Below are 25,626 nucleotides of genomic sequence, written 5' to 3'. Positions count from 1 at the left end.
CCTCAGTACATGTCCGAGAGGTGCAGGAACTGCGAGTTCCTGGAATCGTCCACGCTGGCGACGATGCGCGCCGGGTCCATGATGTGGTCCATCAGCGTGATGCCGGTGGTGTCGGTGGACGCATTGGCACGATCGTGATCACCGCGGTAGGAGATGCTGGAGACCGGCTGGCCGTTCATCATCTCGCGGTTGCACAGCGCCAGGTATTCCCAGGAGGCGATATGAGTGCGCGCCGCCCAGGGATCGGGGTAGTTGGGCGTGGCCTCGTCGACCGCGCGGCACACCACCGACATATAGCCGCTGTCCTGCCCCGGCACATAGTTGTGCGGGTTCACCGGTGAATGCGGCAGGTAGAGGAAGTCCAGCGGCACCAGGTTGAAGTAGCGCAGCAGGTATTCCAGCATCGGCACCGAGTGGTACCAGAAGGTATTGGTCTCGGTCTGCAGCTTGCCGGCGTTGTTGAACTCGAGGCTGTAGCCCTCGCGTCGCATCACATTGGTGGAGACCACCATCAGCCCGCCCTTCTTGAGGAGCGGCCGGATGCCGGCCAGCACATGCAGGGGCGAGTAGACGTGGTAGAGCACGCCCGAGAGATTGATGAAATCGAAGCCGCCATGGTCCTTGAGCTTGGCGCTCAGGTCATAGAGCAGGCCCACCTGCTGGAAGTCGAAGTTCACGCCATAGACCTGGCGCAGCACGTCCATCTTCTTCTGGCAATGCGGGATGGCGTCGGTGGCCAGCACCTTTCGGGCGCCCTGGCGGCACATCAGCGTGGGGATCAGGCCCTCCATGCTGCCGATGTCCAGGCAGTCCATGCCGCGCAGATTGCAGTTGCGCAACATCATGCGCGGCAGCATCGGCGTCTGCGGCGTGTCCACGCCCCTGGCCATCACGCCGGGGGCCAGCTCGACGCTGTAATACCACCAGTCCTTCAGCACCGAGGCGATCAGTTCGGCATTGTCCAAGGCTTGCTCCTCTGCTTGTCGTTCAACGCAGGCTGGCACCGACGCCGCGGCCCATCGACCACATCATCGCCACCACCTGCTGGGTATCGTAGAGCGCGCTGACGTGGGCCACGCGCATGCCGTAGTAGTCGCCCTCGGCGGCCATCACGTCGAACAGCGAGCGCCGGCCCAGCTGCTGCCATTGCTGCAGCGTGGAGGCGCGCACACGGTCGCTGTTGCGCAGGATCTCGACCACGCGGCGCGCGCGGTCCAGCGAGGCGGCGGCGGCATCGTTCATCTCGATCAGGCGATAACGCTTGGCCTCGATGGCCTCGTCGCGCTGCAACTGCGCCGCCTCGGCGCGGCGCTGCGCGGCGCTCAGGGTGTAGTCGGCGCCGGGTTGCAGCAGGGGGATGTTGACCGACACGCCGCCGGCCCAGTCGGTGGACCTGCCCTGCCCGCCCACCGCCGCGCCGATCACGCTCAGGTTGACGCTGGGCTTCTGGCCGGCGCGCACCGATTCGGCATAGCTGCGCTGCGCCTGCGCCTGCGCGCTGGCCTGGGCCACGTCGGGTGCGTCGAGGATGTCGCGCTCCAGCTCGGCCAGGTCGGGCAGCTTGGTCAGCACCACGCTCATGCTGGCGCTGGCGGGCAGCTTGTCGCCCACCAGGCGGCGCATGCGCACCTCGGTCTGGCGCAGCGTGGTGAGGTTCTGTTCATAGGCCAGCTCGGCCTGCTGCAGGCTCTTCTGTGCCTGCACCAGCTCGCTGGCTCTGCCGCGGTCGGCCTTGGTGATGATTTCCAGCGCGTCCACCAGGCAGGCCATCTTGCGGGCGTACTGGCTGTAGATCTGGCCCACCAGCAGATAGCGGCTGCGGTCCAGCGCCAGCGACACGGTCTGCAGCGCCAACTGCTCCTCCACGCTGCTCTGGCCCAGGCGCGCGGCCTCGGCCAGCGCGACGCGCCACTCGGTCAGCTTGGCGACACGGCCGGCGTCGTAGAGCGGGTAGATCACGTTCAGGTTCAGGCGCGTCTGCGCGCCCTTGGTCTGCTCGATGCCGCGCACCGAGGTATCGACGCCATTGAGCATGCCCACCACGCTGGCGCTGGGCAGGCTGCCGGCCTTGGCCTCGCGGATCTCGGCGTCGGCGGCCTCGCGCAGCAGGCGCATCGCGCCCACCGTGCGGCTGCGCTCGCGTGCCGCATCCATCAGGCTGAGCAGCTGCGCGCGCGGATCGGTGTCGCTGGTCTCCAGGCCATTGGCGCTGCGGCCCGTGCCCGCGGGCGCGGCGTCGTCCTCGTTGCAGCGGCTGGGCGGAACCACCGTCGTTGCAGCCGGCGCCGGCACGGCCGCCTGCTTGCGAGCCACGCTTGCAACCGCCGGCGCGCTGGCCGGCATGGCAACGGGCTTCAGCGGCTGCAGGGCGCCATCGGCGCGCGCTGCGGCGGCGGCACCGGTCTGGCCCAGCGGCATGGCGGCCGCGATGGCCAGCAGGCCGGCGCGCCAATTCGCGTGGGTGAAAAAGTACTTGCTCGACATGAGCAGTACTACATCACAGGGTCGGAAAACTTAAGCGCCAAACAAGCGCCCTTGCGCGGCGCAAATCAGCGCTCGCGCAGCGCTTCCTGCGATTTCATCATCGGCCGCAGCAGATAGCTCAGCACGGTGCGTTCGCCGGTGCGTATCTCCACCTGCGCCGTCATGCCCGGGATCACCGGCAGGGTCTTGCCCTTGAAGTGCAGGTTGTTGCGCTCGGCCGCGACGATGGCGCGGTAGTAGCTGCCCTCGCCGCTCTTGTCGGCACCGTCGCTGATGGCATCGGGGCTGATGACCTCGATCTTGCCCTCCAGCCCGCCGTAGACGTTGAAGTCGTAGCCGGTCAGCTTGACCTCGGCGGTCTGGCCCACGCGCACAAAGCCCACGTCGCGCGGCTTGATGCGCGCCTCCACCAGCACGCGCGGCCCCAGCGGCACGATCTCCATGATGGGCGCGCCGCCGGTGACGATGCCGCCCACGGTGTTGATGCGGATGTTCTTGACCATGCCCTTGACGGGCGAGCGCAGCACGGTGCGGCTCATCGCGTCGTGGCGCACCACCATCTGCTCGTCCACCTGGGCCAGCTCGGTCTTGGCGCGCACCAGATCGCTGCTGGCCTCCTGGCGGAAGCGGCTGATGCGTTCGGCGCGCTGCTGGTGCAGCTCGTTGACCTGGCGGTTCAGGCGCATCACCTCGACGTCCGACATCAGGCCGCGTGCGGCCATGTCCTGGGCCATGCGCTGCTCGCGCTCCACCAGGCCGGCGCTGCGGTTGATGCTGCTCACCGCCTCGTCGAGCAGGCGGCGCCGTGCCTCGAAGGCCTCGGTCTCGGCCTGGGCAATCGCCGGCAGGGCCTGCACCTCGGGCGGGAAGCTCAGGGTCCGGCCATAGGCCTCGGCCTGCAGGCGCGAGACCTGGGCCAGCAGCGCGACGCGCTTGGCCTGGCCCTCGTTCTGCTGCGCCTCGACGCGCGTCGGGTCGAGCTGGGCCAGCTCCTGGCCGGCCTCGACCTGCATGCCCTCGCGCACCAGCAGCTGCTGCAGGATGCCGCTCTCCAGGCTGGCGATGATCTGCTCGCGCCCATCGGGCACCACCTTGCCGTCGCTGCGCGTGATCTCGTCGACGCGCGCGATCGAGGCCCAGGTGATCGCGGTCACCACCACCACCAGCATCAGGTAGATGGCCCAGGTGGCGCGCGGCAGCGGCTCGTTGATCTGCGCGCTCACCGCCGCGGAGACGAACATCGCCTCGTCGGGGCGCAGCGCCAGTTCCTTGCCTTGGGCTTTGTTGGGCTTGGCCATGGCTCAGACCGATGCCGAACGCTGCACCGGCTGGGTGGCCGGATGCATATGCAGATTGGAGGCGCCCGCACCATCCCCGCCGGCGGCCGCCGTGGGCTTGACGCCCGAGAGCGCGGCCAGCACCTGGTCGCGCGGGCCGTCCACCACCAGCTTGCCGCTGTCGATCACCATCACGCGCTGCACCAGCTCCAGCACCGCCGGGCGGTGCGTCACCACGATCAGGGTGCAGGCGCCGGCGGCATCGCGCAGCTGGCGCAGGAAGGCCATTTCGGACTGCGCGTCCATCGAGCTGGTGGGCTCGTCCATCAGCAGGATCTGCGGCTTGGTGACGAGGCTGCGCGCCAGCGCCACCAGCTGGCGCTGGCCGCCCGACAGCAGGCCGCCCATCTCGCCCACCGGCAGATCCCAGCCGAGCGGATGCGCGGCGACCACGCGGTCCAGGCCAGTGAGCTTGGCCACCTCCACCAGGTGCGAGGCATCCAGGTGGGCGCGGCCCATCAGCACGTTGTCGCGCAGCGTGCCGTGGAACAGGCGCGGCTCCTGCGAGACGAAGCCGACGCGGGCGCGGAACTCGGCCGGGTCGATCTGGCGCAGGTCGATGCCGTCCACCTCCACCATGCCCTCGGTGGGCTGGTAGAGCCCGGCCAGCAGGCGCAGGATGGTGCTCTTGCCGCTGCCGATGCGGCCCAGCACGGCGACGCGCTCGCCCGGCTCGATCTTCAGGCTCACGCCCTTCAGCACCTTGGGCGAGGCGACCTGCCCCACCGGCGGGTAGGCAAAGCCAACCTCGTGCAGACCGAGGCGGCCGTTCAGCTTGCTGAGCGGCACATAGTTGCGGCTGGCCTCGCGCTCATTCGGCGCGTTCATCATCTGGTCCAGCGAGATCATGGCGTTGCGCGCGCCCTGGTAGCGCGAGGCCAGCGCCACCAGGCTGCCCAGCGGTGCCAGCGCGCGGCCGGCGAACATCACCGCGCCGATCAGGGCGCCCGAGGTGATCTCGCCATCCTTGATCAGGTAGACGCCCCACACCAGCATCACCAGGGTGATGGCCTGTTGCAGGCTGGCGGAGATATTGCCGCTCCAGCTGGTGAGGTAGCGCGCGCGCAGCGAGGAGGCGGCGGCGATCGACAGGCCGTTCTCATAACGGCGCAGGAAGCGGCCCTCGGCGCCCGAGGTCTTGAGGTCTTCGAGGCCTTCGATCGCCTCCACCAGGGTGCCGTGCAGATCGGCCATCTCGGCCATATTGGTGTGCATGGCCTTGCGCAGATAGCCCTGGATGGCGATGTTGACCGCGATCACCATCGGGATCACAAACACCAGCACCCAGCCCAGCGGCCCGCCGATCACAAAGGTCATGGCCACGAACACCAGCACGAAGGGCAGGTCCGAGAGCGCCGACATGGTGGCCGAGGTGAAGAAGTCGCGCACCACCTCCACCTGCGCCAAGTAATGCGCGTAGGAGCCGGCCGACTGCGGCTTGTGCTCCATGCGCACGCCCAGGGTCTGGCGGAACAGCTTGGAGCCGATGATGAGGTCGGCCTTGCGGCCGGCCAGATCGATCAGATAGCTGCGCAGCTGCCGCGCCACCAGGTCGAACACCAGCGCGATGGCCGCGCCGATCGCCAGCGTCCACAGCGTCACCGTGGCCTGGTGCGGGATCACCTTGTCGTAGATCACCGAGGTCACCAGGCCCGACACCAGCATCAGCACATTGCTGAGCAGGGCCGCCAGCATGGCGGCACGGTAATAGGGCGTGAAGCGCTTGAGCGTGCCCCACAGCCAATGCTGGCTCATCGGCGGCAGCAGGGCATCGCTGCGCTGCTGGGCCTGGGACTGCTCCTGCGGCGTCACCGCGATCATGAAGCCGCTGTATTCGGGCTCCAGCTCGGCCAGGCTGGCGGCGCAGGCCTGGGCCTGCTCGCCCGGGAACACCACCTCGAAGCGCGGCATGCCCTGGGCATCGGGTTCCAGGTGCTTGACCAGCAGGCAGGCATCGCCCTCCTTGAGCAGCAGCACCGCGGGCAGCAGCAAGGGGCTGATGTCCTCGATCGGCTTGCGCAGCAGGCCGGCGTTGTAGCCGGCCTCGCGCATCATGCGCAGCGCCTGGCTGGGCGCCAGCGCGCCCTCCACCGGCATGCCGGCGCGCAGCGATTCGGGCGAGCGGGCGCGGCCATGGTGGCGCGTCAGCCAGGCCAGCGCGGCCAGCAGGGGGTCGACGCTCAGCTCGGCGCGCTCATCCAGCAGCGGATCGGCGGCATGGCCGGGGTCGGCAGGCGCGGGCGCCGGATCGGCCAGGCGCAGGCTCGGCGGGGCGGCCCGCGTCGCGCGCTGGCCACCGTCGAAGAAGGGGTCTTTGCGTTGTGTCACCGATCAACCCATTCCTGCTCGCTTGCGGTTCAGCCGCCCTGACGCTGACGTGCCGCCAGCGCAATGGATTCGAACTGCGCTTCCAGATCGCGCACCATGCCGGGAATATCGAACAGCGGCGAGGCATGGCCATGCTCTTCGAGATAGCGGCGGTAGGAGGCCGCCCTCGCCGGCTGCTGGCCGATCTGGATGGCGCGCTGCTCGTACTCGGCCAAAGAATAGGTCACCAGGTCCGGCAAGCCCACATTCGTCAGCAGGCTGCCGGCCATGCGCGAGATATAGCTGCGGCCAGCGCGCGTCAGCATCGGCGTGTTCATCCACAGGCAGTCGCTGGCGGTGGTGCCGGCGTTGTAGGGGAAGGTGTCCAGCACCAGGTCGGCCAGCACGAAGCGCGCCAGATACTCGGGCGGCGCCACGCGCGGCGCGAAGATCAGGCGTTCCTCGCCGACGCCGTACTCGGCGGCGACGCGCAGCATATTGGCCTTGGCCCAGGCGTTGTCGGCCAGCAGCCACAGCACACTGCCCCGCACCGCCGACAGCACCCGCATCCAGCAGCGGAACATCTCTTCGCTGAACTTGTGGTTGTTGTTGAAGGAGCAGAACACGAAGGCGTCTTCCGGCAGGCCGTACTGGGCGCGCGTGGGACGCGCGCCGATGACGCGCTGGCGGTCGCTGACCTGGTAGCAATGCGGCAGGTAGATCGGCTTCTCGGTGCAGTAGGGCAGATAGTCCTCGGGCATCGCGAAGCGGTCCGCGATGATCCAGTCCACGCCCGGGATGGCCGAGGTGGCGGGCAGGCCCAGGTAGCTGACCTGGATGGGCGCGGGGCGCTGCACCAGGATGTTGGGGCGCGCGCCGCTGGTGAGGCCCTGCAGGTCCACCAGGATGTCGATGCCGGCCTCGGCGATCAGGCGCGCGGCGGTCTGGTCGTCCACGCCGGCCAGGCGCACATGCTGATCCATGGCCTTGAGGATGCGGGCGCGCTGCGCGCTGCCGTCCTCGCGGCTCCAGCAGAAGGCCGTGACCTCGAAACGCTCACGGTCGTGCAGCTCGAACAGCTCGGGCGTCAGCAGGCCCACCGCGTGCATGCAGAGGTCGCCCGAGAGATAGCCGATCTTGATCTTGCCGCTGCGTGGCTTGGCCGCTGCGGCTGCCTCGTGCAGGGGCTTGCCCTTGTAGGCCAGCACCTTCTCGTGCACGAAGCGCTGCGCAATCATCAGCTGCACGGCCGGATCGTCGCTGGCGCTGAGCGTGGCCAGCAGCGAGGTGCTGCGCAGCAGTTGGTTGTGCGTGACCTCGCCGACGGGCTGGTAGACCGGCCAGTCGCATTGCTTCTGGCGGATGTGCACATAGTGCTGCAGCACGTCGGACTGGTCGGCCTTGAGCATCAGGCTCTGGCGCATGCAGGCCTGCGATTCCTCGTAGCGGCGCTGCTCTTCCAGCAGCCGCGCCATATTGTTGAGGGCATGCAGGCGCAGGCTCAGCACGTCCACGCCCATGGTCTCGAACGGGGCTTGCAGCGCCACCACCGCCTGCCAGCAGGCCAGCGCCTCCTCGACGCGGCCCAGATGCTCGCGCTGGTGGCCCAGGTTCAGCTGCGCCTGGGCAAAGCCCGGCTTGAGCTGCAAGGCCATCAGATAGGCCTGCTCGGCCTCGGCGGCACGCCGCAGCGCGCCCAGGATGGTGCCCCAGTTGTAGCAGGCCAGGGGCTTGAGCGGCGAATCGTTGGCGGCGATCCAGGCCTGGTAGAGCTGGGCGGCGGGCTCCAACTGGCCGGCCTGCTGCCAGGCGCTGGCGGTCTCCATCACATCCGCCAGGCTCACCTGACCCGGCTTGCCGGCGCGCGCAATCAGCTCCGCCTTGGCGGCGGCCTGGGCTTCGGAGGCGGTCAGGGTCTTGAGATCGGGCTGGGACATGTCCATGACGGAAGTACCGGCAAAGGTAAAAAAAGGGCACGCGAACCCGCAGGGTCCACGGCGATGTTGCCCAATCGTAGCCTCGCACCCCGCGCCGCGGCCGCCGATTAGCCCCCTCAATCCACCCCTATTTCCAGGCTTGCCGGCTTCCAACGCGGTGCGGATTTGGGCGGTGTTCCCTGCGTTGTTCCGGCTCAAGTTGGCGCATGGGCCCCACCATAATCGCCAGCAGATTGTGGTCTGCGCCGCTCATCCAGCGCGCAACAGGGAGTGTTGGCATGTGCGGAATTGCGGGAATCTGGCTGAAAGAAGCCGCCGACAGCGGGCGCATTGACCGCGCGGTGGAGCATTTCCGCCTCAGCATGCATCACCGCGGCCCGGATGCCTTCGGCGTGCACCGCAGCGAGCGCGCCGCCTTCGTGAACCTGCGCCTGGCCATCGTGGACCGCGCCAGCAGCGGCAACCAGCCCTTTTACGCACCCGACGGCGGCAGCGGCATCGTCTACAACGGCGAGGTCTACAACTGGCAGGAACTGCGTGCGCCGCTAGAGGGCAAGTTCCCGTTCAAGAGCCACACCGACACCGAGGTGGTGCTGGCCAGCCACCTGGCCCAGGGCGACGCCGCCTTCGCCGCACTGAACGGCATGTTCGGCCTGTGCATCTGGAACGAGGCTGACAAGAGCTTCGTGCTGGCGCGCGACCGTTTCGGCGCCAAGCCCCTCTATGTCTACGAAGACGCGCACTGCATCGCCTTCGCCTCCGAGCTCAAGGGCCTGCTGGGCCTGGAGGGCCTGGACCTGACGCCCGATGCCGCCGGCCTGCAGGACTACCTGGCGTTCCGCTACAACCTGGCGCCGCGCACCCTGTTCCAGCGCATCGAGAAGCTGCCGGCCGGCCATCTGCTGCGCTTCGTGAACGGCCAGCGCCGCGAACTGCGGCCCTATGCCCGGCTGGAAATCACCGAGCCGGCGCTGAGCCGCCCGACGCACGACTATGTGGAAGAGCTGGATGCGCTGCTGGCCAGCTCGGTGAAGGGCCAGCTGATGGGCGAGGTGCCGATCGGCGTGCTGCTCTCCGGCGGCCTGGATTCCTCCAGCATCGCCGCCTATGTGCACAAGGCCGGCGCGCACCTGAAGGCCTACAGCATCGGCTTCCCCGAGGTCAACGAGTTCAGCTTCTCGCGCGATGTGGCGCAGCGCTTCGAGCTCGACTATGTGGAGCTGTGCATCACGCAAGACGAGCTGCGCGGCGGCATGGACCGCGTGCTGCGCGAGCTCGACGAACCGATCGCCGACCCCGCCTGCTTTGCGCTCTCGCGCTTGTGTCAGCGCATCCGCGAGGACGTCACCGTGGTGCTGTCGGGCGAAGGCGGCGACGAGCTCTTTGCCGGCTATGGCCACCACCAGCTCGCCACCGTGCCGGGCCTGGGGCGCGACCAGGCCTTCGTCGAGTTCTTCCAGCGCAGTGCCAACAATATCGAGGCCCCGCAGTGGCTGCGCGACAAGGCCATGCCGCTGCAGCACCTGCGCTTCCGCCCGCATTTCGACCGGGCCGACAGCCTGCTCTCGGGCATGCAGAACTTCGAGCTGCACACCTGGCTGCCCGAAGACCTGATGATGAAGGCCGACAAGATTGCAATGGCGCATTCGCTCGAGGGCCGCTTCCCCTTCCTGGACCTGAAGGTGTTCGAGTTCGCCGCGCGCCTGCCGCGCGAGCTCAAGATCCCCACGCCCGGCGCCTCCAAGCAGGTGCTGCGCGATCTGATGCAGCCCCAGCTGCCGCGCTCGGTGCTGGAGCGCCCCAAGATGGGTTTCACCGTGCCGCCGGCCTTCTTCCTGGCACCGCTGCGCGAGCGCTTGGCTGGCGCCATTGAGCAGCTGCGCCATGGAAACCTGGACGGCGTGATGGACCTGGACGCGGTGCGCGCCACCCTCACGCAGTACTACGAGCAGCCCGGCAGTGTGCCGGTCTTCAAGGCCTGGAACCTGGCGGTGCTGCTGCTGTGGTGGGCCGAGGTGCTGCCCGCGTACTTGCCCAAACAGCTGCCCAAGCCCCTGACCCCCGTGATCACCCCAGCGGAGACCCCCGTGACGATTCATCATGTCCTGTGCGACGGGGGCCTGAGCAACCGTTTCAACGCCCTCGCCTTTGCCCTGGTGCTGCGCAACAAGTTCGGCGGCGACTGGCGCATCTCCTGGCCCATCAACAACTGGTGCGGCGCGGCCTTCCACGAGCTGTTCGAATGCGAGCTGCCGGTGGACGAGCTGGGCATCGACCATTACAAGGCGCGCGAGGCCGAGCATCTGCTGCTGATGCATGAGAACCAGGTCGGCTTCTCCGGCGAGCACCTGGTCATCAACCGCCAGTTGCAGGGCTATGAGGACTATGCGCGCCACTTTGCCAGCGGCCGCAGCGTCGTCTACTACAACAACCTGATCCCCGGCTTCGCCAGCTTTGAAGACCTGCGCCAGGCGCTGGCCCAGCTGCGCCCGAACGCTGTTGCGGCCAGGCGCGCGCTGGACTTCTGCCAGCAGCACCACATCGGCCCCGAGGTGGTGGGCCTGCATATCCGCAAGACCGACTTCGGCGACCGCGTCGACGACCAGGCCCTCTTCAAGCAGGCCCAGGGCAGCAGCACGCGCTTCTTCGTCTGCTCCGACGATGCCGAGGTCAACGCTCGCTTTGCCACCCTGCCCAACTGCGCCGTGTTCACGAAGACCGCCTTCCCCGAGAAGATGGTGGCCGAGGCGGGCTGGAACCAGTGGACCCAGGACGGCAACGGCCGCCAGTTCCCCTTCAATATCTCGCGCCCCTCCGCCTCGGTGGTGGAAGGCTTTGTCGATCAACTCATCCTGTCACGGACGGCCATCATGAGCACCTCGAATTCGACCTTTCTGCACACCGCCAAGCTGTTCGGCCAGACGCAGTTCCTCGGCGGGCAGAATGCGCAAGAGGCGGCGCCGGCCATCACCCCACCTCCTCCCATGCCCAAACCCGCGGAGCGTCCCGTGACCCCATTCGACCTCTATGCCTTGCTGAACCTGATCCGCCCCTGGCAGATGAACAGCGACGTCAAGGTGCGCATCGGTGCCCCGCATGACGGCGGCTATGTGATGCCCAGCTCCTCGCGCCGCAGCAACACGGTGCTGTCGATCGGCATCGGCGACGAGGTCAGCTTCGACGACGAGCTGGCCGGCCTGGGCGCGCGCGTGCTGCAGTTCGACCACACCATCGAGGGCAGCCCGAGCCGCCACCCCAACTGCCAGTTCCATCGCCAGGGCTGGGGCGCCAGCGACAGCGCACCGCTGGTCTCGCTGAAGACCATGGTGGGCATGCTGGACTGGAGCCAGGCGCGCCATCCGATCCTGAAGTTCGACACCGAGGGCGCCGAATGGTCCTGCCTGAGCGCGGCCGACAGCGCCGACCTGGCCCGCTTCGAGGTGCTGACCGGCGAGTTCCACGACTTCCACCAGCTGCCCGACCGCGCCTTCTTCGACACCGTGTTCGGCGTCTTCAGCAAGCTCAACGAGACGCACCGCGTCGTGCACCTGCATGCCAACAATGCCGGCGGCATGGTGATGATCGGCGGCGTGCCCTTCCCACGCCTGCTGGAGCTGACCTGGATGCGCATCAGCTCGGCCAGCTTCTACGGCCATTCCAACGAGCCCATCCCCGGCCCGCTGGACCGTCCCAACGTGCCCCAGCTGCCCGACCTGCATCTGCGCGCCTTCTGAACGGCCGGCCGCCATGAGTGCAACAGCCAGCTTTCAGGACTATGTGCAGGCGCTGGAGCGCCAGGCCGGCGAGGATGCCAAGGGCATCACGGCGCGCCTGCAGGCCGCTGGCACGCCGCAGCGCGGCCTGTTCATCGACTGCGGCTCCAATCTGGGCCAGGGCTTTGGCCAGTTCTCGCGCTACTTCCTGCCGCGCGACTTCGACTATGTGCTGATCGAGCCCAACCCCAATTGCTGGCCGGCGCTGGAGAAGATCGTGGCCGCCGGCGAGGGTCGCATCGAGCTGCTCAAACAGGCCGCCGGCACCAAGGTCGGCGTGGTGCAGTTCTTCGGCCTGGAGCAGGACCCGACCTCGCAGGGCGGCTCGATGCTGGCCGAGCACAACAGCAAGTACTACGCCGCCAACGCCGCCACCGCGCTCGACGTGCCCTGCTTCTCGCTGGCGCAGCTGATCGAGGACGCGCGCGCCCGCTATCCCAGCGTGGTGCTCAAGCTCGACATCGAGGGCGGCGAGTACGAGGTGCTGCCCGACCTGATCGCGCGCGGCGCCCACAAGCTGCTGGACGCCGCCTACATCGAGTTCCACTCGCAGTACATGGCCGAACCCAAGGGCGCGGTCTACCGCGAACTTGAGGCGCGGCTGAAGGCACAAATCGTTCACGACCAGGTTCCGCTGCGGATCTGGTTCTAGGAGCCAACGCATGACCTTTTCGCTCTTTCCACGTTTGCGCGAACTGGGTCTGCCCGCCCCCGTCGGCGTGCTGCAGCTGGGCGCCAGCTACGGCCAGGAGCTGCGCGAGTTTGCCGAGAACGGCATCCGCGCCGGCGTGTTCGTCGAGCCCCTGCCCGAGCCCTTCGCCAACCTGGCGAAGAACTGCAGCCTGGTGCCCCACTACATCGCCGTGAACACCTTGTGCGCGGAGACCTCGGGCAAGACCTACCCCTTTCACGTCGCCAGCAATGGCGGCATGAGCAGCAGCATCCTGGCGCCGGGCACGCATCTGGCGGTCAACCCGGGCGTGCATTTCACCCACACCGTCAACGTCGTCTCGTCGACGGTGGACGATGTGCTGGCCCTGGTGCAGGCCAACGGCCATGGGGCCGCGGTGCAGGCGCTGGACCTGATGTTTCTGGACTGCCAGGGCGCGGAGTTCCAGATCTTCCGCGGCGCGGCGCGCAGCCTGCCGCAGTTCAAGTACATCTACACCGAGGTGATGCGCAACGAGCTCTACGCCGGCCAGGTGCCCTTCCTGAGCTACTGCCATTTCCTCGACGCCATCGGCTTCACGCTCAACGACGTCTACTTCGGCTACCCCGAACAGGCCGGCAACGCCCTCTTCATCCGCAAGGATCTGGTGGCGGTCAAGTAAGGCCTCAGCCGCCACCCCACTCGAAGCTCAGGAGGCTGTTCCGCAACGGCTGCTCCAGGCTGTCGTGCAGGCTTTGCTGCACGCCGGTGAGGCAGCTGCCGCGCAGCTGCAGCATGGCCTGCTCCACCCGCGCCACGTCCATCACCGCGGCCGGCGTGCAGGCGATCGCGCACAGCAGGCCACGCGCAGCGGTGAGCACCGGCACCAGCATGGCATAGGCCTGGGTCAGCAACTCGCCGGGCAGGCCCAGCAAGACCACCAGCTCGTAGCCGCGTGCGTCGGGCTGCAGGCGGATCGTGCCGGAGGCGAGCTGGGCGCTCGTCAGCTCCAGGCGCACGCCCTCGTACTTGGCGCCCATGAAGGTCGCCAGCACGACCTCGGCCTGGCCGGCCTCGGCGGCGTCGAAGGCGGTTTCGCCCTCGGCCAGCACGCGCACGATCAGCATGCGGCCCTGCGCCTCCAACCGGTAGGGTTGCAACAGCAGCTGTAGCGGCGCGGCCAGATTGCGCCGCGGCGCCACCTGGTTGCCCAGGCTGGAGCCATAGCGGTAGCTGAGAAATTCCAGCAGCTCGGAACGCGCCGCATAGTCCTGGCCGGTGTGCTGGCCGGCCTTCAGGTAATGCGCCCGGGGGTCACGTCTTGCCTCGGGGTCGTCGCGATGCATCCAGCCGTAGCGCACCGGGTCGAAATTGGCCAGCACGCGGCCGGCATGCATGTTGACGGTCTTGTAGACCAGCTCGCTGTCGCCCATGGTGCCCGGGAAATACTCCACCGCGGCGCCGCTGGACTTGAGCGAGAAGTCGAAGGACATCTGGTCGCGCTTGCAGAAGTTCAGGATCTGCTCCCACCAGGTGCGCCCAAAACCCTGCACCTGCGCATGGCCATGCTGGCGCAGCATCACCGTGCAGGTGCTCAGCGGCGTGATCTCCTCCAGCGGCATCAGCTTGGCGTAGAAGTCCAGCTGGGCGGCCACGCGCTCGGCCTTCTCGTAGCCGATCTGCAGGATCGCCTCGGCCTCCTGCAGGGGGTTGCTGCGCGTCGGGTGCTTGAAGAGCTTGAACAGGTAGGGCCGCTCGGTGCGCAGGTCCGCCGCCTGCGGCAGGCGCTTGAACAGCACGATGTTGTCGATGTAGAGGCTGTACTCCCACTCGGGCAGATAGTCCTGCGGCATCGCCTTGGGCCGGCGCGACGCCTTCTCGGGCGGCAGCGGCAGGCGGTCGAGGTAGCGGAAGCTCCAGACCGGCGAGCTCAGTGCGCGGTTGTCGGTGAAGCAGACGAAATCGATGTCCAGGTCTGAGCTGGCATCCGGCGGCAGCTGCGCCAGCGGGTTGCCCAGCGCCTCCTTGGATCCGGTCAACACGGTATAGACGACCAGGCGCGTGCGTGAGGTGTTCGAACTCATGCGCGCATATTAGGCGGCGGCGCGGCGCCGAAGCGCTGGATTTGCACCCCGAGGAACGGGCATCTTTGCTTCTGAATGCGGGACTTCCCTGATCAGGCCCCGTACTGCGCGGCCCGGGCGGCCCATTTCATCGCATCAGCAAGACCTGACCCTGCTCAAAATCCTGACGAGCCCCACCCGGAGGAGGGTGGCGCGTCACCACAAGAATCCCGAACATGATCAATGCGATTTTCTCTCGTTGGGTGCGCAGCGATACCGATGCGTTGGGCGAAGCCATGACCGCGTTTGCCGGCGTGACGGCGAGCCCGCCGGCGCGGCGCTCGCATGATTCGATCTTGCAAAGCCTGCTGCGCTGGCTGCCCGGTGACGCCGACCCCTGGGGCTCGACGCAGTCCTCGCTGGGCAAGCTGCCCGAGCTGCGCGCGGCCTTCCTGGCCTGCCTGGACGATCTGGATGCGGACGGCCCGGGCGTGCAGGAGCTCAAGCGCAGCGTCATGCGCAGCCGCAGCCTGCGCGACTTCTGGCATCTGCGCGCCGGCATCTACACCCAAGTGGCGCGCAGCCACAGCCAATGGGAGGCCGAGCAGCGCCTGGCGCGGCTGAACCGGCATTTCCCGTTCAAGCCGGTGGCGGTGAACCGCCGCGGCGCCGAGCGGCGCGGGGGCCGGCCGTGCAACTGACGCTGCGCGAGATTCCCGGCTTTCTGCCGCCCTGGGCCTATGCCTCGGCGGGCCAGCCCGGCGAGCGGCGCGGCCGCATCGCCGCACGCCGCGCCTTCGTGGACCTGAAACTCAGCTTCATGCGCGCCGCCGCCGAACTGCCGGGCGAGCGCGGTGCCGAACTGCAGCACCTGGTGCGCCAGGCCTGCGAACCGATCGAGCTCTGGCTGCTGCGCGGCTGCATACTCGCCGCCCTGCCCGACGAGGACCTCGAGCGCCAGAGCCAGCACCGCCAGTCCATGCAGGCGGCGCTGGACAGCATGTTCGGCTGAAGCCTCAGCGCCCCAGATAGTCTGGCTTGCCCAGGCTCACACCGGCATGGCGCAGCAAGGCATAGGTGGTGGTGACGTGGAAGTAGAAGTTCGGCGTGGCGTAATGGCGCAGAAAGTCCTCGCCGCTGTACTTCAGCACCGTGCCATTGCGCATCACCAGCTCGATCACGCGCTCCTCGCTGCCGATCAGCTGCTCGGCCGGCACCGAGTTGACGAAGTCGATGGTGCGGCGCACGCGCGCCTCCAGTTCGTCCATCGTGGCTTCGTTGTCTTCCCATTTCGGGATCTCGATGCCCGCCAGGCGCGCCACGCAGCCCTTGGCGGCATCGCTGGCAATCTGGATCTGGCGCGAGAAGGGCAGCATGTCGGGCGCCAGCCGCAGGCCCAGATAGACCGAGGTGTCGAACTTCTTGGTCTCGGCATGGGTACGGGCGAGCTGCAACCAATGCAACATATTGCCCAGCATCTTCACGAACACGGGGCTGCTGGCGCTGTGCATATTGATACTCATGGGGGTCTCCTCGGCGGGCCTGTCGGGTTAGGGTGGCACGATGCTAGCGAGATTCGCGCAAGTGCGTGCTGACCCGGACGCCATCACCCCGCGCACAAGGCACAATCCCAGGCGCACGCCATGAACATCATCATTCTCGACGACTACCAGGACGCGGTGCGCAAGCTCCGCTGCGCAACCAAGCTGGACGCGCTCAATGCCAAGGTCTTCACCAACACGGTGAAGGGCATCGGCCAGCTGTCGGTGCGCCTGCGCGATGCCGATGTGCTGGTGCTGATACGCGAACGCACCCAGTTCCCGCGCCAGCTGCTCGAGAAGCTGCCGCGCCTGAAGCTGATCGCCCAGACCGGCCGCGTCGGCGCGCACATCGACGTGGAGGCCTGCACCAAGCTGGGCATCGCGGTGGCCGAGGGCGTGGGCTCGCCGGTGGCGCCGGCCGAGCTGACCTGGGCCCTGATCATGGCCTCGATGCGGCGGCTGCCCCAGTACATCGGCAATCTCAAGCATGGGGCCTGGCAGCAGTCGGGCCTGAAGGCGGCCTCGATGCCGCCGAATTTCGGTGTCGGCATGGTGCTCAAGGGCAAGACCCTGGGCATCTGGGGCTACGGCAAGATCGGCCAGATGGTGGCGGGCTATGCGCGCGCCTTCGGCATGAAGGTGCTGGTCTGGGGCAGCGAGACCTCGCGCGGCCGCGCCGCGCTGGACGGCTACGAGGCGGCCGAAAGCCGCGAGGCCTTCTTCGAGGGCTGCGATGTGCTGAGCCTGCACCTGCGCCTGAGCGAGGCCACGCGCGGCATGGTTACGCCCGAAGACCTGGCGCGCATGAAGCCCACCGCCCTGTTCGTCAACACCTCGCGCGCCGAGCTGCTGGCCGACGGCGCCCTGGTCTCGGCGCTCAACCGCGGCCGCCCCGGCATGGCGGCGGTGGACGTGTTCGAGAGCGAGCCGATTCTGCAGGGCCATCCGCTGCTGCGCCTGGAGAACGCCGTCTGCACGCCGCATATCGGCTATGTCGAGCAGGACAGCTATGAGCTCTACTTCGACGCGGCCTTTGACAATGTGCTGGCCTTCATCAACGGCGCGCCCAGCAACATCGTCAACCCCGACGCCCTGAAGGTACTGCGCTGATGGCCGGCGAGCGGGCCGCACCGCAAGACCTCTGGGCGCTCTACCTGGCCTTCAACCGGCTGGCCCTGCAGGGCTTCGGCGGCGTGCTGGCGGTGGCGCAGCGCGAGCTGGTGGACCGCCTGGGCTGGCTCAGCCGGGCCGAATTCCTGGAGGTGCTGGCGGTGGCCCAGGTGCTGCCCGGCCCCAATGTGGTGAACATCTCGCTGATGATTGGCGACCGCTTCTTCGGCCTGCGCGGTGCCTTCACGGCCTTGGCCGGCATGTTCGTGCTGCCCTGCGCGATCGTGCTGGGCCTCACCGCCCTGACCGGCCAGTTCCTGCACCAGCCCCTGGTGGCGGGGGCGCTGCGCGGCATGGGCGCGGTGGCGGCCGGCCTGATCCTGGCCACCGGGCTCAAGCTGATGGGCGGCCTGAAGGCCAATGTGCTGGGCCGCAGCGTCAGCCTGGGTCTGGCGGCGCTGGGCTTTGCGGCGATTGCGTTGCTGCGCCTGCCGCTGATCTGGGCCGTGCTGGGCATTGGAGGCCTGGGCATGGCGCTCGCCTGGCATCGATTGGGCAAGGACTGACCCCATGCCCCCGCCACCCGACCTGCTGTCCCTGTTCCTGCACTTCCTGAGCCTCTCCCTGCTCTCGATCGGCGGCGCCATCACCACCGCGCCCGAGATGCACCGCTATCTGGTGGGCCAGCAACATTGGCTGTCCGACACCGATTTCACCGGCTCGATCGCGCTGGCCCAGGCCGCGCCCGGGCCCAACATCCTGTTCGTCGCGGTGCTGGGCTGGAATGTGGCGGGCCCGGCCGGCGCCGCGGCGGCCATGGCGGGCATCATGCTGCCCTCCACCACCCTGGTGCTGGCGGCCACGCGCTGGGCGCGCGAGCACCAGCAGGCACGCGGCATCCGCGCCTTCACGCAAGGCATGGCACCGCTGACGCTGGGGCTGATCGTGGCCACCGGCTGGCTGCTGGCGGCACCCTATGTGGCCGCACCGGAACACCGGCTGGCCACGCTGGCGCTGATCGCCGTGACGCTCGCACTCACGCTGCGCACCAAGCTCGGCCTGGTGTGGATGGTGCTGGCGGGTGGGGTGGTGGGGGCGCTGGGCTGGGTGTGAGCTAGAAGGAGCTCACTCCTTCGTTCCGAAGATCTTGTCGCCCGCATCGCCCAGGCCCGGGATGATGTAGCCATGCTCGTTCAAATGGCTGTCGATCGCGGCGGTCCAGCAGCGCACCTCGGGGTGGGCCTCGTTCAGCGCCTTCACGCCCTCGGGCGCGGCCACCAGCACCAGGGCGCGGATGTCCTTGCAACCGCGCGCCTTGAGCAGATCCACGGTGGCGATCATCGAGCCGGCGGTGGCCAGCATGGGGTCGATGATGAGGGCGGTGCGCTCGTCCAGCTGGCCGACGAAGCGGTCGAAGTAGTTCACCGGCTTGAGCGTCTCGTGGTCGCGCGCCAGGCCCACCACGCTGACCTTGGCATTGGGCATCATGTCCAGCACGCCATCCAGCATGCCCAGGCCGGCGCGCAGGATGGGCACCACGGTGACCTTGCGGCCGGCGATCTGGTCGATCTCGGTCGGGCCGCTCCAGCATTCGATGGTGGTTTTCTCGAGCGGAAAGTCGGCCGTGGCCTCGTAAGCCAAGAGACGCGCCACCTCGCCGGTGAGCTCGCGGAACTTCTTGGTCGAGATATCGGCCTCGCGCATCAGGCCGATCTTGTGTTTGACGAGGGGGTGGTGGACTTCGATGACGGCCATGATGAGAACTCTGCTTTCTTACTGAATGGTCAGATTATCCCTGCTCACTGTCCGCGCTGGCGTAGCGCCTCGTAGAGGCAAACCCCTGCCGCCACCGAGACGTTGAGGCTCTCCACCGCGCCCTTCATGGGGATGCGCACCAGCTCGTCGCAGGTCTTGGCGGTGAGCGCGCGCATGCCCTCGCCCTCGGCACCCAGCACCAGCGCCACCGGGCCCTTGAGGTCCAGGTCGTAGATGGACTTCTCGGCCTGGTCGGAGGTGCCTATGACCCAGATATTGCGCTCCTTCAGCTCACCCAGCGTGCGCGCCAGGTTGGTGACCATCAGATAGGGCACGGTCTCGGCCGCGCCGCTGGCCACCTTGGCCACGGTGGCGTTCAGCCCAACCGCATGGTCCTTGGGCGCCACCACCGCATGCGCGCCGGCACCATCGGCCACACGCAGGCAGGCGCCCAGATTGTGCGGGTCGGTCACGCCGTCCAGCACCAGCACCAGCGGGGCGGCTTCCGCAGCTTCCACCTCGTCCAGCACATCGTCCAGCGAGTGATGCTGCTGCAGCGCGCTCACGCGTGCCACCACGCCCTGGTGGCGATGCGTGCCGCAGAGCTTGTGCAGGCGCTCGTCGTCGCTCTCCACCAGCTTCACGCCCGCCTCCTTGCAGCGCTCGACGAACTGGCGCATGCGCTGGTCGCGGCGCGTCTGGTCGATGTGGATTTCGGAGATGGAAGCGGCGGCGGTCTTGAGCCGCACCGTGACGGCGTGGAAGCCGAAGAGAATGTGTTTGCTAGCGCTCATGCGCCCATCGTAGCGCCGCCGGGCCTTGCGCCCGGCGGCGCGGGCCTCATCAGCGGCCCATTTCCTTCAAATAGGCAGCGCGCGCGGCCAGGGCGGTGTCGGGGAAGTCCGAGAACAGGCCGTCCAGCCCCAGGCGGTAGAACTGCAGGTACTCCTTCTGCGGATCGCCGCCATAGTCGAAGGCCAGGCGGCGCTTCTCGTTGCGGAAGGTGTAGGCATGCACGAACAGGCCGGCCTTGTGCGCGTCGGCGATCAGGCTGGTGGGCGCCTGCGTGTTGGCGTCGGCCCAGTTGGTCTTGCCGTCCCCGTTCTGGTCCTTCAACGAGCCATCGGCATTCAGCACGCCCTTCACCGGCACGATATAGGGCTTCCAGGGGCCGATGCCGTCGGCATAGCTCTTGATCTCGGCCAGGCCGGCGGGCGTGACCATGTCGCTGAACAGGCGCTTGTCGCCGGCCTTGAACCAGTCGTAGGGCCGGTCGTAGGGCGCCACATAGGTGAGCTTGCCGGTCTTGAGGTCCACGTCGTCGGCGTCGATGAGCTGGATCAGGCGCGTCTTCAGGCCCTTGCTCTTCAGGTATTTCAGGCTGCCGGGCTCGAAGCTCTGCACGAACACCGGCGCATCCTTGGCATTCCAGCCGGCGGCGTCCAGCAGGGCGATCAGCTTGTCTTCCAGCGGCAGGCCGAGGTCGCGGTGGAAGCTGGGGTTCTTGGTCTCGGGATAGACCGCGATGCTGCGCCCCTTCTCCTTGCTCTTGGCCTTCACCAGATCGATCAGTTCCTGGAAGGTGATGAGCTTGAACTTGCCGTTGTTGCCCTGCGGGCGCTCGGCATCGGTGATCAGGCCGCCCAGGGTCTTGATCTCGGCGAGCGTGAAGTCGCTGGCGAACCAGCCCTCCTGCAGCTCGCCGTCCACCGCCATGGTCTTCTTGCGCGCGGCAAATTCGGGATGGCTGGCCACATCGGTGCTGTAGGCCAGGTTGGGGTCATGTCTTGCGATCAGCACGCCATCCTTGGTGGAGATCAGGTCGGGCTCCACCACATCGGCGCCCTGCTCGATCGCCAGCGCATAGGCCTCCAGCGTCTCTTCGGGCAGATAGCCCGAGGCACCGCGGTGCCCCACCACCAGGGGCTGCTGACCATCCAGGGTCGGCAGGGGATCCAGGTCGTCGCTGCCGCCACAGGCGCTCAGCATCAGGCCAATCACCGCCGCGGCCACGGCCGCACGCTGCATCGAATTCATCGTCTTCACCTCCGTTGAACAACACCGCATTGTTCGAACAGGAGGTGACAGGCTGATGAAGCTGCTAGATCAAGCGCTGATACAGATAAAGCAGGCCCAGCAGCACCGGCTGGTGCAGCATGTAATAGCTCAGCGACCAGCCGCCCAGCCAGGCCAGCGGCCGCAGCGGCGCCGCGATGCCGCCCTGCAGCACGCGCTGCCGCGCCAGCCAGGCCCGGCCGAGCGCAAAGCCCAGCAGCATCACGCCCAGCCAGGGCAGCAGCGGCACATAGTCCTCGGTGACGGGCTTGCGCGTGACCAGCCCGACCCAGTTGGTCCAGCGGCTGTCGAAGAAGGCGTGCTGCCAGAGCTGCGGCGCCGCCAGCGCCAGCAGGGCCAGGCCCAGCAGGGCCCAGCCGGGCAGGCGCGGGCCGGCCCAGCGCAGCAGCAAGAGCATCAGCGCCATGCCATGCAGCACGCCGAAGCTGATGTAGCTGCGCGGAAACATCCACCAGGAGCCCAGCGATACCAGCAGGGCGCAGCCCGCCACCTGGGCCCAGCGCTTCCAGAAGCGCGGCCAGCGCTGACCCTGCGCCACCGCCACCGCCTGGCCCAGGCCGGCGCAGAGCAGGAACAGGCTGACGATGGCCGTGCGCTGCCAGGTCCAGAAGGGGTCGCGGTAGAAATCCTGCCGTATCAGGCCGGCATGGTTGAGGTCGAAGCCGAAGTGGAACAGCGTCATCCACAGCATCGCCAGGCCGCGCAAGGCGTCCAGGCGTGGCATGCGAGAGTTCGGAGCGGTCAAAATAGAAGCCACGCAAAACGAATGGCCGCAGTCTAGCCGGCAACATCTGACCCCATGCGACGTTTGCCCACCCTCTTCCTGCTCTGTGCCGCGCTGCTGGCCGCCCTGCCCGCCGCGGCCCAGCGTCCGGTGCAGCCGCGCGGCGCGCTCGACGCCGCCGAGCTCAACAACATCAGCGTGTTCAAGAAGAGCTCGCCCTCGGTGGTGCACATCACCACGCTGGACGTGCAGCGCGACTTCTTCTCGCTGGACGTGCAGCAGGTGCCGCGCGGCACCGGCACCGGCTTCATCTGGGACGAGCGCGGCCACATCGTCACCAACTACCACGTCATCCAGGGCGGCGACGCGGCGCGCGTGACGCTCGCCGACCAGAGCAGCTACGCTGCCCGGCTAGTGGGCGCCTTCCCCGACCGCGACCTCGCGGTGCTGCGCATCGAGGCGCCGCGCGAGAAGCTGGTGCCCATCGCTATCGGCAGCAGCCGCGAGCTGCAGGTGGGCCAGGGCGTGTACGCGATCGGCAACCCCTTCGGCCTGGACCAGACGCTGACGCGCGGCATCGTCTCGGCGCTCAACCGCGAGATCGAATCGGTGAACCGGCGCGCCATCCGCGGCGTGATCCAGACCGATGCCGCCATCAACCCCGGCAACTCGGGCGGCCCCCTGCTCGATTCGGCCGGGCGGCTGATCGGCGTCAACACGCAGATCTACAGCCCCAGCGGCGCCAGCGCCGGCATCGGCTTCGCCATCCCGGTGGACGAGGTCAACCGCGTCGTGCCCAGGCTCATCAAGGACGGACGCTACATTCGCCCGGCCATCGGCGTGACCTCGGGCTCGGCCCAGCTGCAGCAGGCGCTGCGCCTGCCCAAGGGCGTGGCCATCGTCGGCGTGGGCGCGCGCAGCCCCGCCGCCGAGGCCGGGCTGCAGCCCTTCACGCGGGCGCGCGACGGCCGCATCGTGCATGGCGACGTGATCACCGCGATCAACGACGAGGCGATCGCCGATCTCGACGACATGCTGGCCCTGCTGGAGCGCCGCCAGGTCGGCGAGCGCGTCACGCTCACGCTCTGGAACAACGGCAAGACGCGCAGACAGGCGCTGGTGTTGGCCGCATCCGACTAGGCCAGCGAGGTAGCTGTGATACCGTGGCCGGGCCCGCGCCACTGTCACCGAGCCGCCTCGCCAGGATGATCCCGCCCCACCCGCCACCCGCCGCGCCCAGACGGCCCTGGGCCCTGCTGGTCTGGTACTGGCCGGCGCTGCTGAGCGTGCTGGTGGGGGCGCTGATCGTGGCCGGCCTGCTGCGCCTGCATCTGCAGACCGACCGCGCCGCCGCGCGCGGCCAGCTCGAGGCACAGCTGACCCTGCTGCGCGCCCGCATCGAGGCCACCGCACAAAGCACCTTCAGCCCCACCCTCGGGCTGGAGGCCATGATCCAGCTTGATGGCGACATCTCCGAGGAGCGTTTCGAGCGCCTCACCAGCCGTGCCGTCAAGCTCGTGCCGCAGCTGCGCAGCGTGGTGGCGGCGCCCGACGACGTGGCCCGCCATGTGTTCCCACGCGCCGGCAACGAGCGCGTGTTCGGCCTGGTCTACCGCAGCATCCCGGCGCAATGGGCGCAGGTGCAGGCGGCGCGCGCGCAGCGCGGGCCGCTGATCGTCGCGCCGGTGGTGCTGGTGCAGGGCGGCATGGGCATCATCCAGCGCACGCCGGTGTTCCTGCGCGATGCCGCCGCGCCGGACGGCCAGCGCTATTGGGGCGTGGTGTCGGTGGTGGCGGACCTGGAGCGCTTCATGCAGGTCGCCGGCCTGGAGCGCCAGGCCGGGCTGGCGCTCGAGATCGTCGACGAGCGCGAGGGCCGGCAGGCGGCGCGCCATATCTGGGGCGAGACCAGGCTGGCCGAGGCCGGCGCGGTGCGGCAGGTGGCGCAGCTGCCGGGCGGCCTGTGGACCCTGCTGGCCCTGCCCCAGGGGGGCTGGGAGAGCGGCCTGGCCTGGCAGTCGGCCGATGTGATGGCCAGCCTGATCGGCGCGGCCCTGGTCACCGCCCTGCTCGCCCTGCTGGGCCGGCAGCGCCATGTGCTGAGCCAGCGCAACGAGGCCCTGGCCCATGAGATCGAAACGGGCCGCCAGGCCAGCCAGCAGCTGCAGGAATCGCAGGCGCGTTTTCGCAGCCTCGCCGCGCTGGCCAGCGACTGGGTCTGGGAGCAGGACGCCGAGCTGCGCTTCACCTACATCTCGCGCACCGCCGAGGAGGCCTCCAATGTGCACAGCAGCAGCGTGCTGGGCCACCGGCGCTGGGAGTCGCCGGCGATCGCGCCCGGCGTCGACTGGGAGGCGCACAAGGCGCAGCTGGCGCGACACGAGCCCTTCCGCGACCTCGAGTATTCGCAGTACACCGAAGACGGCACGCTGCGCCATGTGAGCGTGTCCGGCACGCCGATCTTCGATGCCGACGGCGTGTTCCGCGGCTACCGCGGCACCGGCCGCAACATCACGCCGGCCAAGCAGGCGGAGGCCGCGCTGCGCCAGTCCCAGGCCGATCTGATGCAGGCGCGCGATCGCCTGCAGGCCCTGCTCGATGCGGCCATCGAGGTGGCCATCATCGCCACCGATCTGCAGGGCCGCATGATGCTGTTCAACCGCGGCGCCGAGCGCATGCTGGACTACCGCGAGGAGGACATGCTGGGCAAGAGCCCGGCCCTGCTGCACCTGCCGGCCGAGGTCGAGGCACGCGGCTTGGCGCTCAGCGCCGAACTGGGGCGCCCCATCCAGGGCTTCGAGACCTTTGTGGCGCTGGCGCAGCGCGATGGCATCGAGACGCGCGAATGGACCTATCTGCGCCGCGACGGCCAGGCCCTGGCGGTCTCCCTGAGCGTCACCCATGTGCGCGACCGCCATGGCACGCCGCTCGGCTATCTGGGTGTGGCACGCGACATCAGCGCGCAGCGCCAGGCCGAGCGGCAATCGCATGAACTGCATGCCGAGCTCGAGAGCCGGGTGAGCCGGCGCACCGCCGAGCTGCGTGAGGCGCTGGCCCATCTGCACCGCGCCCAGGACGAGCTGCTGCGCTCGGAAAAACTGGCCGCGCTGGGCTCGCTGGTGGCGGGCGTGGCGCATGAGCTCAACACGCCGCTGGGCAACTGCCTCACCACCGCCTCGACGCTGGACGAGCGCACGCGCGAGACCCGCCAGGCCTTTGTGGAGGGCCATATGCGCCGCTCCAGCCTGGCCTCCTATCTGGACGATGCCGGCGCCGCCACCGCGATCCTGCTGCGCGGCCTGGGCACGGCCAACGAACTGGTGACGCACTTCAAGCAGCTCTCGGTGGACCAGACCAGCGTGCAGCGCCGCCAGTACCGCCTCGACGCGGTGGTGGACGATGTGCTGAGCCTGATGCGGGCGCGCTGGAAGACCACGCCCTACCGCATCCGCACCGACATCCCGCCTGAGCTCGAGCTGGACGGCTACCCCGGTCCGCTCAGCCAGGTGCTCAGCAATCTGATGCTGAACGCCCTGCTGCATGCCTTCGAGGGCCGCGACAGCGGCGAGCTCAGCATCAGCGCACGCGCGCTGGACGCGCAGCAGTTCGAGCTGGTGGTGGCCGACGACGGCCTGGGCATGAGCGAGGAGGTGCGGCGCCGCGCCTTCGACCCCTTCTTCACCACCAAGATGGGGCGCGGCGGTACCGGCCTCGGGCTCAACATCGTCTACAACATCATCACCGACATCCTGGGCGGCCATGTGGAGCTGCACAGCGAACCCGGCCGGGGCAGCCGCTTCGTGTTCCGGCTGCCGCGCGTGGCGCCCGAGTTGAAGGGGCATTGAGCGCGCCTCAGCGGGCGCCCGCGCT

General features: G+C 68.4%; 21 protein-coding genes. 10 read left to right on the top strand and 11 right to left on the bottom strand.

Features of this window, described 5'->3' with window-relative positions; all coding sequences use genetic code 11:
• Nucleotides 1-2: 2 nt before the first annotated feature.
• The 5 genes from PFX98_RS18615 to PFX98_RS18595 form a co-directional block, all read right to left on the bottom strand.
• Complete coding sequence (locus PFX98_RS18615) at nt 3-965, bottom strand: class I SAM-dependent methyltransferase (protein WP_285231987.1); 963 nt, start codon at nt 963-965, stop codon at nt 3-5.
• Between the two features lie 22 nt (nt 966-987).
• Complete coding sequence (locus PFX98_RS18610) at nt 988-2,484, bottom strand: TolC family protein (protein WP_285231986.1); 1,497 nt, start codon at nt 2,482-2,484, stop codon at nt 988-990.
• A gap of 65 nt (nt 2,485-2,549) precedes the next feature.
• A complete protein-coding gene (locus PFX98_RS18605; RefSeq protein ID WP_285231985.1) occupies nt 2,550-3,782 on the bottom strand; it encodes an HlyD family type I secretion periplasmic adaptor subunit in 1,233 nt (410 codons plus the stop codon).
• Between the two features lie 3 nt (nt 3,783-3,785).
• The gene (locus PFX98_RS18600) at nt 3,786-6,149 is read right to left on the bottom strand and encodes a type I secretion system permease/ATPase (RefSeq protein ID WP_285231984.1); all 2,364 of its coding nucleotides are present in this window, start codon (nt 6,147-6,149) and stop codon (nt 3,786-3,788) included.
• 29 nt (nt 6,150-6,178) lie between these two features.
• Nucleotides 6,179-8,071 carry an O-linked N-acetylglucosamine transferase, SPINDLY family protein gene (locus tag PFX98_RS18595; protein ID WP_285231983.1) on the bottom strand — a complete coding sequence of 631 codons (1,893 nt, stop codon included), beginning with the start codon at nt 8,069-8,071 and terminating at the stop codon, nt 6,179-6,181.
• A 272-nt stretch (nt 8,072-8,343) separates the two neighbouring features.
• Here PFX98_RS18595 and asnB point away from each other — a divergent pair, with 272 nt between their 5' ends.
• Genes asnB through PFX98_RS18580 form a run of 3 tightly spaced genes read left to right on the top strand, consistent with a single transcriptional unit; the run spans nt 8,344 to nt 13,169 of the window.
• Complete coding sequence (asnB, locus tag PFX98_RS18590) at nt 8,344-11,799, top strand: asparagine synthase (glutamine-hydrolyzing) (RefSeq protein ID WP_285231982.1); 3,456 nt, start codon at nt 8,344-8,346, stop codon at nt 11,797-11,799.
• 13 nt (nt 11,800-11,812) lie between these two features.
• Complete coding sequence (locus tag PFX98_RS18585) at nt 11,813-12,490, top strand: FkbM family methyltransferase (RefSeq protein WP_285231981.1); 678 nt, start codon at nt 11,813-11,815, stop codon at nt 12,488-12,490.
• Between the two features lie 10 nt (nt 12,491-12,500).
• Nucleotides 12,501-13,169, top strand: coding sequence for an FkbM family methyltransferase (locus PFX98_RS18580; RefSeq protein WP_285231980.1), 669 nt, complete (start codon nt 12,501-12,503; stop codon nt 13,167-13,169).
• Nucleotides 13,170-13,173: 4 nt separating this feature from the next.
• On the opposite strand, the gene PFX98_RS18575 is transcribed toward PFX98_RS18580, so the two are convergent.
• Nucleotides 13,174-14,571 carry a glycosyltransferase domain-containing protein gene (locus PFX98_RS18575; RefSeq protein ID WP_285231979.1) on the bottom strand — a complete coding sequence of 466 codons (1,398 nt, stop codon included), beginning with the start codon at nt 14,569-14,571 and terminating at the stop codon, nt 13,174-13,176.
• A 215-nt stretch (nt 14,572-14,786) separates the two neighbouring features.
• Here PFX98_RS18575 and PFX98_RS18570 point away from each other — a divergent pair, with 215 nt between their 5' ends.
• The gene (locus tag PFX98_RS18570; protein ID WP_285231978.1) at nt 14,787-15,251 is read left to right on the top strand and encodes a hypothetical protein; all 465 of its coding nucleotides are present in this window, start codon (nt 14,787-14,789) and stop codon (nt 15,249-15,251) included.
• Nucleotides 15,242-15,562: a hypothetical protein gene (locus PFX98_RS18565; RefSeq protein WP_285231977.1), complete on the top strand. Its 321-nt coding sequence runs from the start codon at nt 15,242-15,244 to the stop codon at nt 15,560-15,562. Before PFX98_RS18570 ends, PFX98_RS18565 begins: the two co-directional genes overlap by 10 nt.
• A gap of 4 nt (nt 15,563-15,566) precedes the next feature.
• On the opposite strand, the gene PFX98_RS18560 is transcribed toward PFX98_RS18565, so the two are convergent.
• Nucleotides 15,567-16,073 (bottom strand): DUF1993 domain-containing protein, encoded by a 507-nt coding sequence (locus PFX98_RS18560; protein ID WP_285231976.1) that lies wholly within the window; start codon nt 16,071-16,073, stop codon nt 15,567-15,569.
• A gap of 120 nt (nt 16,074-16,193) precedes the next feature.
• Between PFX98_RS18560 and PFX98_RS18555 the strand changes: the two genes are divergently transcribed.
• The 3 genes from PFX98_RS18555 to PFX98_RS18545 are packed head-to-tail and all read left to right on the top strand — an operon-like array spanning nt 16,194 to nt 18,314.
• Complete coding sequence (locus tag PFX98_RS18555) at nt 16,194-17,201, top strand: D-2-hydroxyacid dehydrogenase family protein (RefSeq protein WP_285231975.1); 1,008 nt, start codon at nt 16,194-16,196, stop codon at nt 17,199-17,201.
• On the top strand, nt 17,201-17,767 hold the full coding sequence (locus tag PFX98_RS18550; RefSeq protein ID WP_285231974.1) for a chromate transporter: 567 nt from the start codon (nt 17,201-17,203) through the stop codon (nt 17,765-17,767). Before PFX98_RS18555 ends, PFX98_RS18550 begins: the two co-directional genes overlap by 1 nt.
• Before the next feature lie 4 nt (nt 17,768-17,771).
• Complete coding sequence (locus PFX98_RS18545) at nt 17,772-18,314, top strand: chromate transporter (RefSeq protein ID WP_285231973.1); 543 nt, start codon at nt 17,772-17,774, stop codon at nt 18,312-18,314.
• A gap of 12 nt (nt 18,315-18,326) precedes the next feature.
• On the opposite strand, the gene upp is transcribed toward PFX98_RS18545, so the two are convergent.
• The 4 genes from upp to PFX98_RS18525 form a co-directional block, all read right to left on the bottom strand.
• Nucleotides 18,327-18,956, bottom strand: coding sequence for a uracil phosphoribosyltransferase (gene upp / locus PFX98_RS18540; protein WP_285231972.1), 630 nt, complete (start codon nt 18,954-18,956; stop codon nt 18,327-18,329).
• Nucleotides 18,957-19,000: 44 nt separating this feature from the next.
• Nucleotides 19,001-19,750 carry a 23S rRNA (guanosine(2251)-2'-O)-methyltransferase RlmB gene (gene rlmB / locus PFX98_RS18535; RefSeq protein ID WP_285231971.1) on the bottom strand — a complete coding sequence of 250 codons (750 nt, stop codon included), beginning with the start codon at nt 19,748-19,750 and terminating at the stop codon, nt 19,001-19,003.
• Nucleotides 19,751-19,799: 49 nt separating this feature from the next.
• A complete protein-coding gene (locus PFX98_RS18530) occupies nt 19,800-20,993 on the bottom strand; it encodes a glycerophosphodiester phosphodiesterase (RefSeq protein WP_285231970.1) in 1,194 nt (397 codons plus the stop codon).
• 64 nt (nt 20,994-21,057) lie between these two features.
• Nucleotides 21,058-21,756, bottom strand: a complete 699-nt coding sequence (locus PFX98_RS18525; RefSeq protein WP_285231969.1) for an acetyltransferase domain-containing protein — start codon at nt 21,754-21,756, stop codon at nt 21,058-21,060.
• A 75-nt stretch (nt 21,757-21,831) separates the two neighbouring features.
• On the opposite strand from PFX98_RS18525, the gene PFX98_RS18520 reads away from it, so the two are divergent.
• Entirely contained in the window at nt 21,832-22,896 is a 1,065-nt protein-coding gene (locus PFX98_RS18520; protein ID WP_285231968.1) for a S1C family serine protease, read from the top strand.
• 65 nt (nt 22,897-22,961) lie between these two features.
• Entirely contained in the window at nt 22,962-25,601 is a 2,640-nt protein-coding gene (locus PFX98_RS18515) for a PAS domain S-box protein (RefSeq protein ID WP_285231967.1), read from the top strand.
• The last annotated feature ends 25 nt before the right edge of the window (nt 25,602-25,626 follow it).

Source organism: Paucibacter sediminis (assembly GCF_030254645.1).
GTDB lineage: Bacteria > Pseudomonadota > Gammaproteobacteria > Burkholderiales > Burkholderiaceae_C > Paucibacter_B > Paucibacter_B sediminis.
The sequence above is the reverse complement of the archived record's forward strand: the minus strand, read 5'-3'. Positions and strand labels throughout refer to the sequence as shown.

Excerpts from the sequence above, each read along its gene's own strand:
- PFX98_RS18610 (WP_285231986.1), bottom strand. The coding sequence starts at position 2,484 with ATGTCGAGCAAGTACTTTTTCACCCACGCGAATTGGCGCGCCGGCCTG.
- PFX98_RS18605 (WP_285231985.1), bottom strand. The coding sequence starts at position 3,782 with ATGGCCAAGCCCAACAAAGCCCAAGGCAAGGAACTGGCGCTGCGCCCC.
- PFX98_RS18595 (WP_285231983.1), bottom strand. The coding sequence starts at position 8,071 with ATGGACATGTCCCAGCCCGATCTCAAGACCCTGACCGCCTCCGAAGCC.
- asnB (WP_285231982.1), top strand. The coding sequence starts at position 8,344 with ATGTGCGGAATTGCGGGAATCTGGCTGAAAGAAGCCGCCGACAGCGGG.
- PFX98_RS18585 (WP_285231981.1), top strand. The coding sequence starts at position 11,813 with ATGAGTGCAACAGCCAGCTTTCAGGACTATGTGCAGGCGCTGGAGCGC.
- PFX98_RS18580 (WP_285231980.1), top strand. The coding sequence starts at position 12,501 with ATGACCTTTTCGCTCTTTCCACGTTTGCGCGAACTGGGTCTGCCCGCC.
- PFX98_RS18575 (WP_285231979.1), bottom strand. The coding sequence starts at position 14,571 with ATGAGTTCGAACACCTCACGCACGCGCCTGGTCGTCTATACCGTGTTG.
- PFX98_RS18570 (WP_285231978.1), top strand. The coding sequence starts at position 14,787 with ATGATCAATGCGATTTTCTCTCGTTGGGTGCGCAGCGATACCGATGCG.
- PFX98_RS18560 (WP_285231976.1), bottom strand. The coding sequence starts at position 16,073 with ATGAGTATCAATATGCACAGCGCCAGCAGCCCCGTGTTCGTGAAGATG.
- PFX98_RS18555 (WP_285231975.1), top strand. The coding sequence starts at position 16,194 with ATGAACATCATCATTCTCGACGACTACCAGGACGCGGTGCGCAAGCTC.
- PFX98_RS18550 (WP_285231974.1), top strand. The coding sequence starts at position 17,201 with ATGGCCGGCGAGCGGGCCGCACCGCAAGACCTCTGGGCGCTCTACCTG.
- PFX98_RS18545 (WP_285231973.1), top strand. The coding sequence starts at position 17,772 with ATGCCCCCGCCACCCGACCTGCTGTCCCTGTTCCTGCACTTCCTGAGC.
- upp (WP_285231972.1), bottom strand. The coding sequence starts at position 18,956 with ATGGCCGTCATCGAAGTCCACCACCCCCTCGTCAAACACAAGATCGGC.
- rlmB (WP_285231971.1), bottom strand. The coding sequence starts at position 19,750 with ATGAGCGCTAGCAAACACATTCTCTTCGGCTTCCACGCCGTCACGGTG.
- PFX98_RS18530 (WP_285231970.1), bottom strand. The coding sequence starts at position 20,993 with ATGAATTCGATGCAGCGTGCGGCCGTGGCCGCGGCGGTGATTGGCCTG.
- PFX98_RS18525 (WP_285231969.1), bottom strand. The coding sequence starts at position 21,756 with ATGCCACGCCTGGACGCCTTGCGCGGCCTGGCGATGCTGTGGATGACG.
- PFX98_RS18520 (WP_285231968.1), top strand. The coding sequence starts at position 21,832 with ATGCGACGTTTGCCCACCCTCTTCCTGCTCTGTGCCGCGCTGCTGGCC.
- PFX98_RS18515 (WP_285231967.1), top strand. The coding sequence starts at position 22,962 with ATGATCCCGCCCCACCCGCCACCCGCCGCGCCCAGACGGCCCTGGGCC.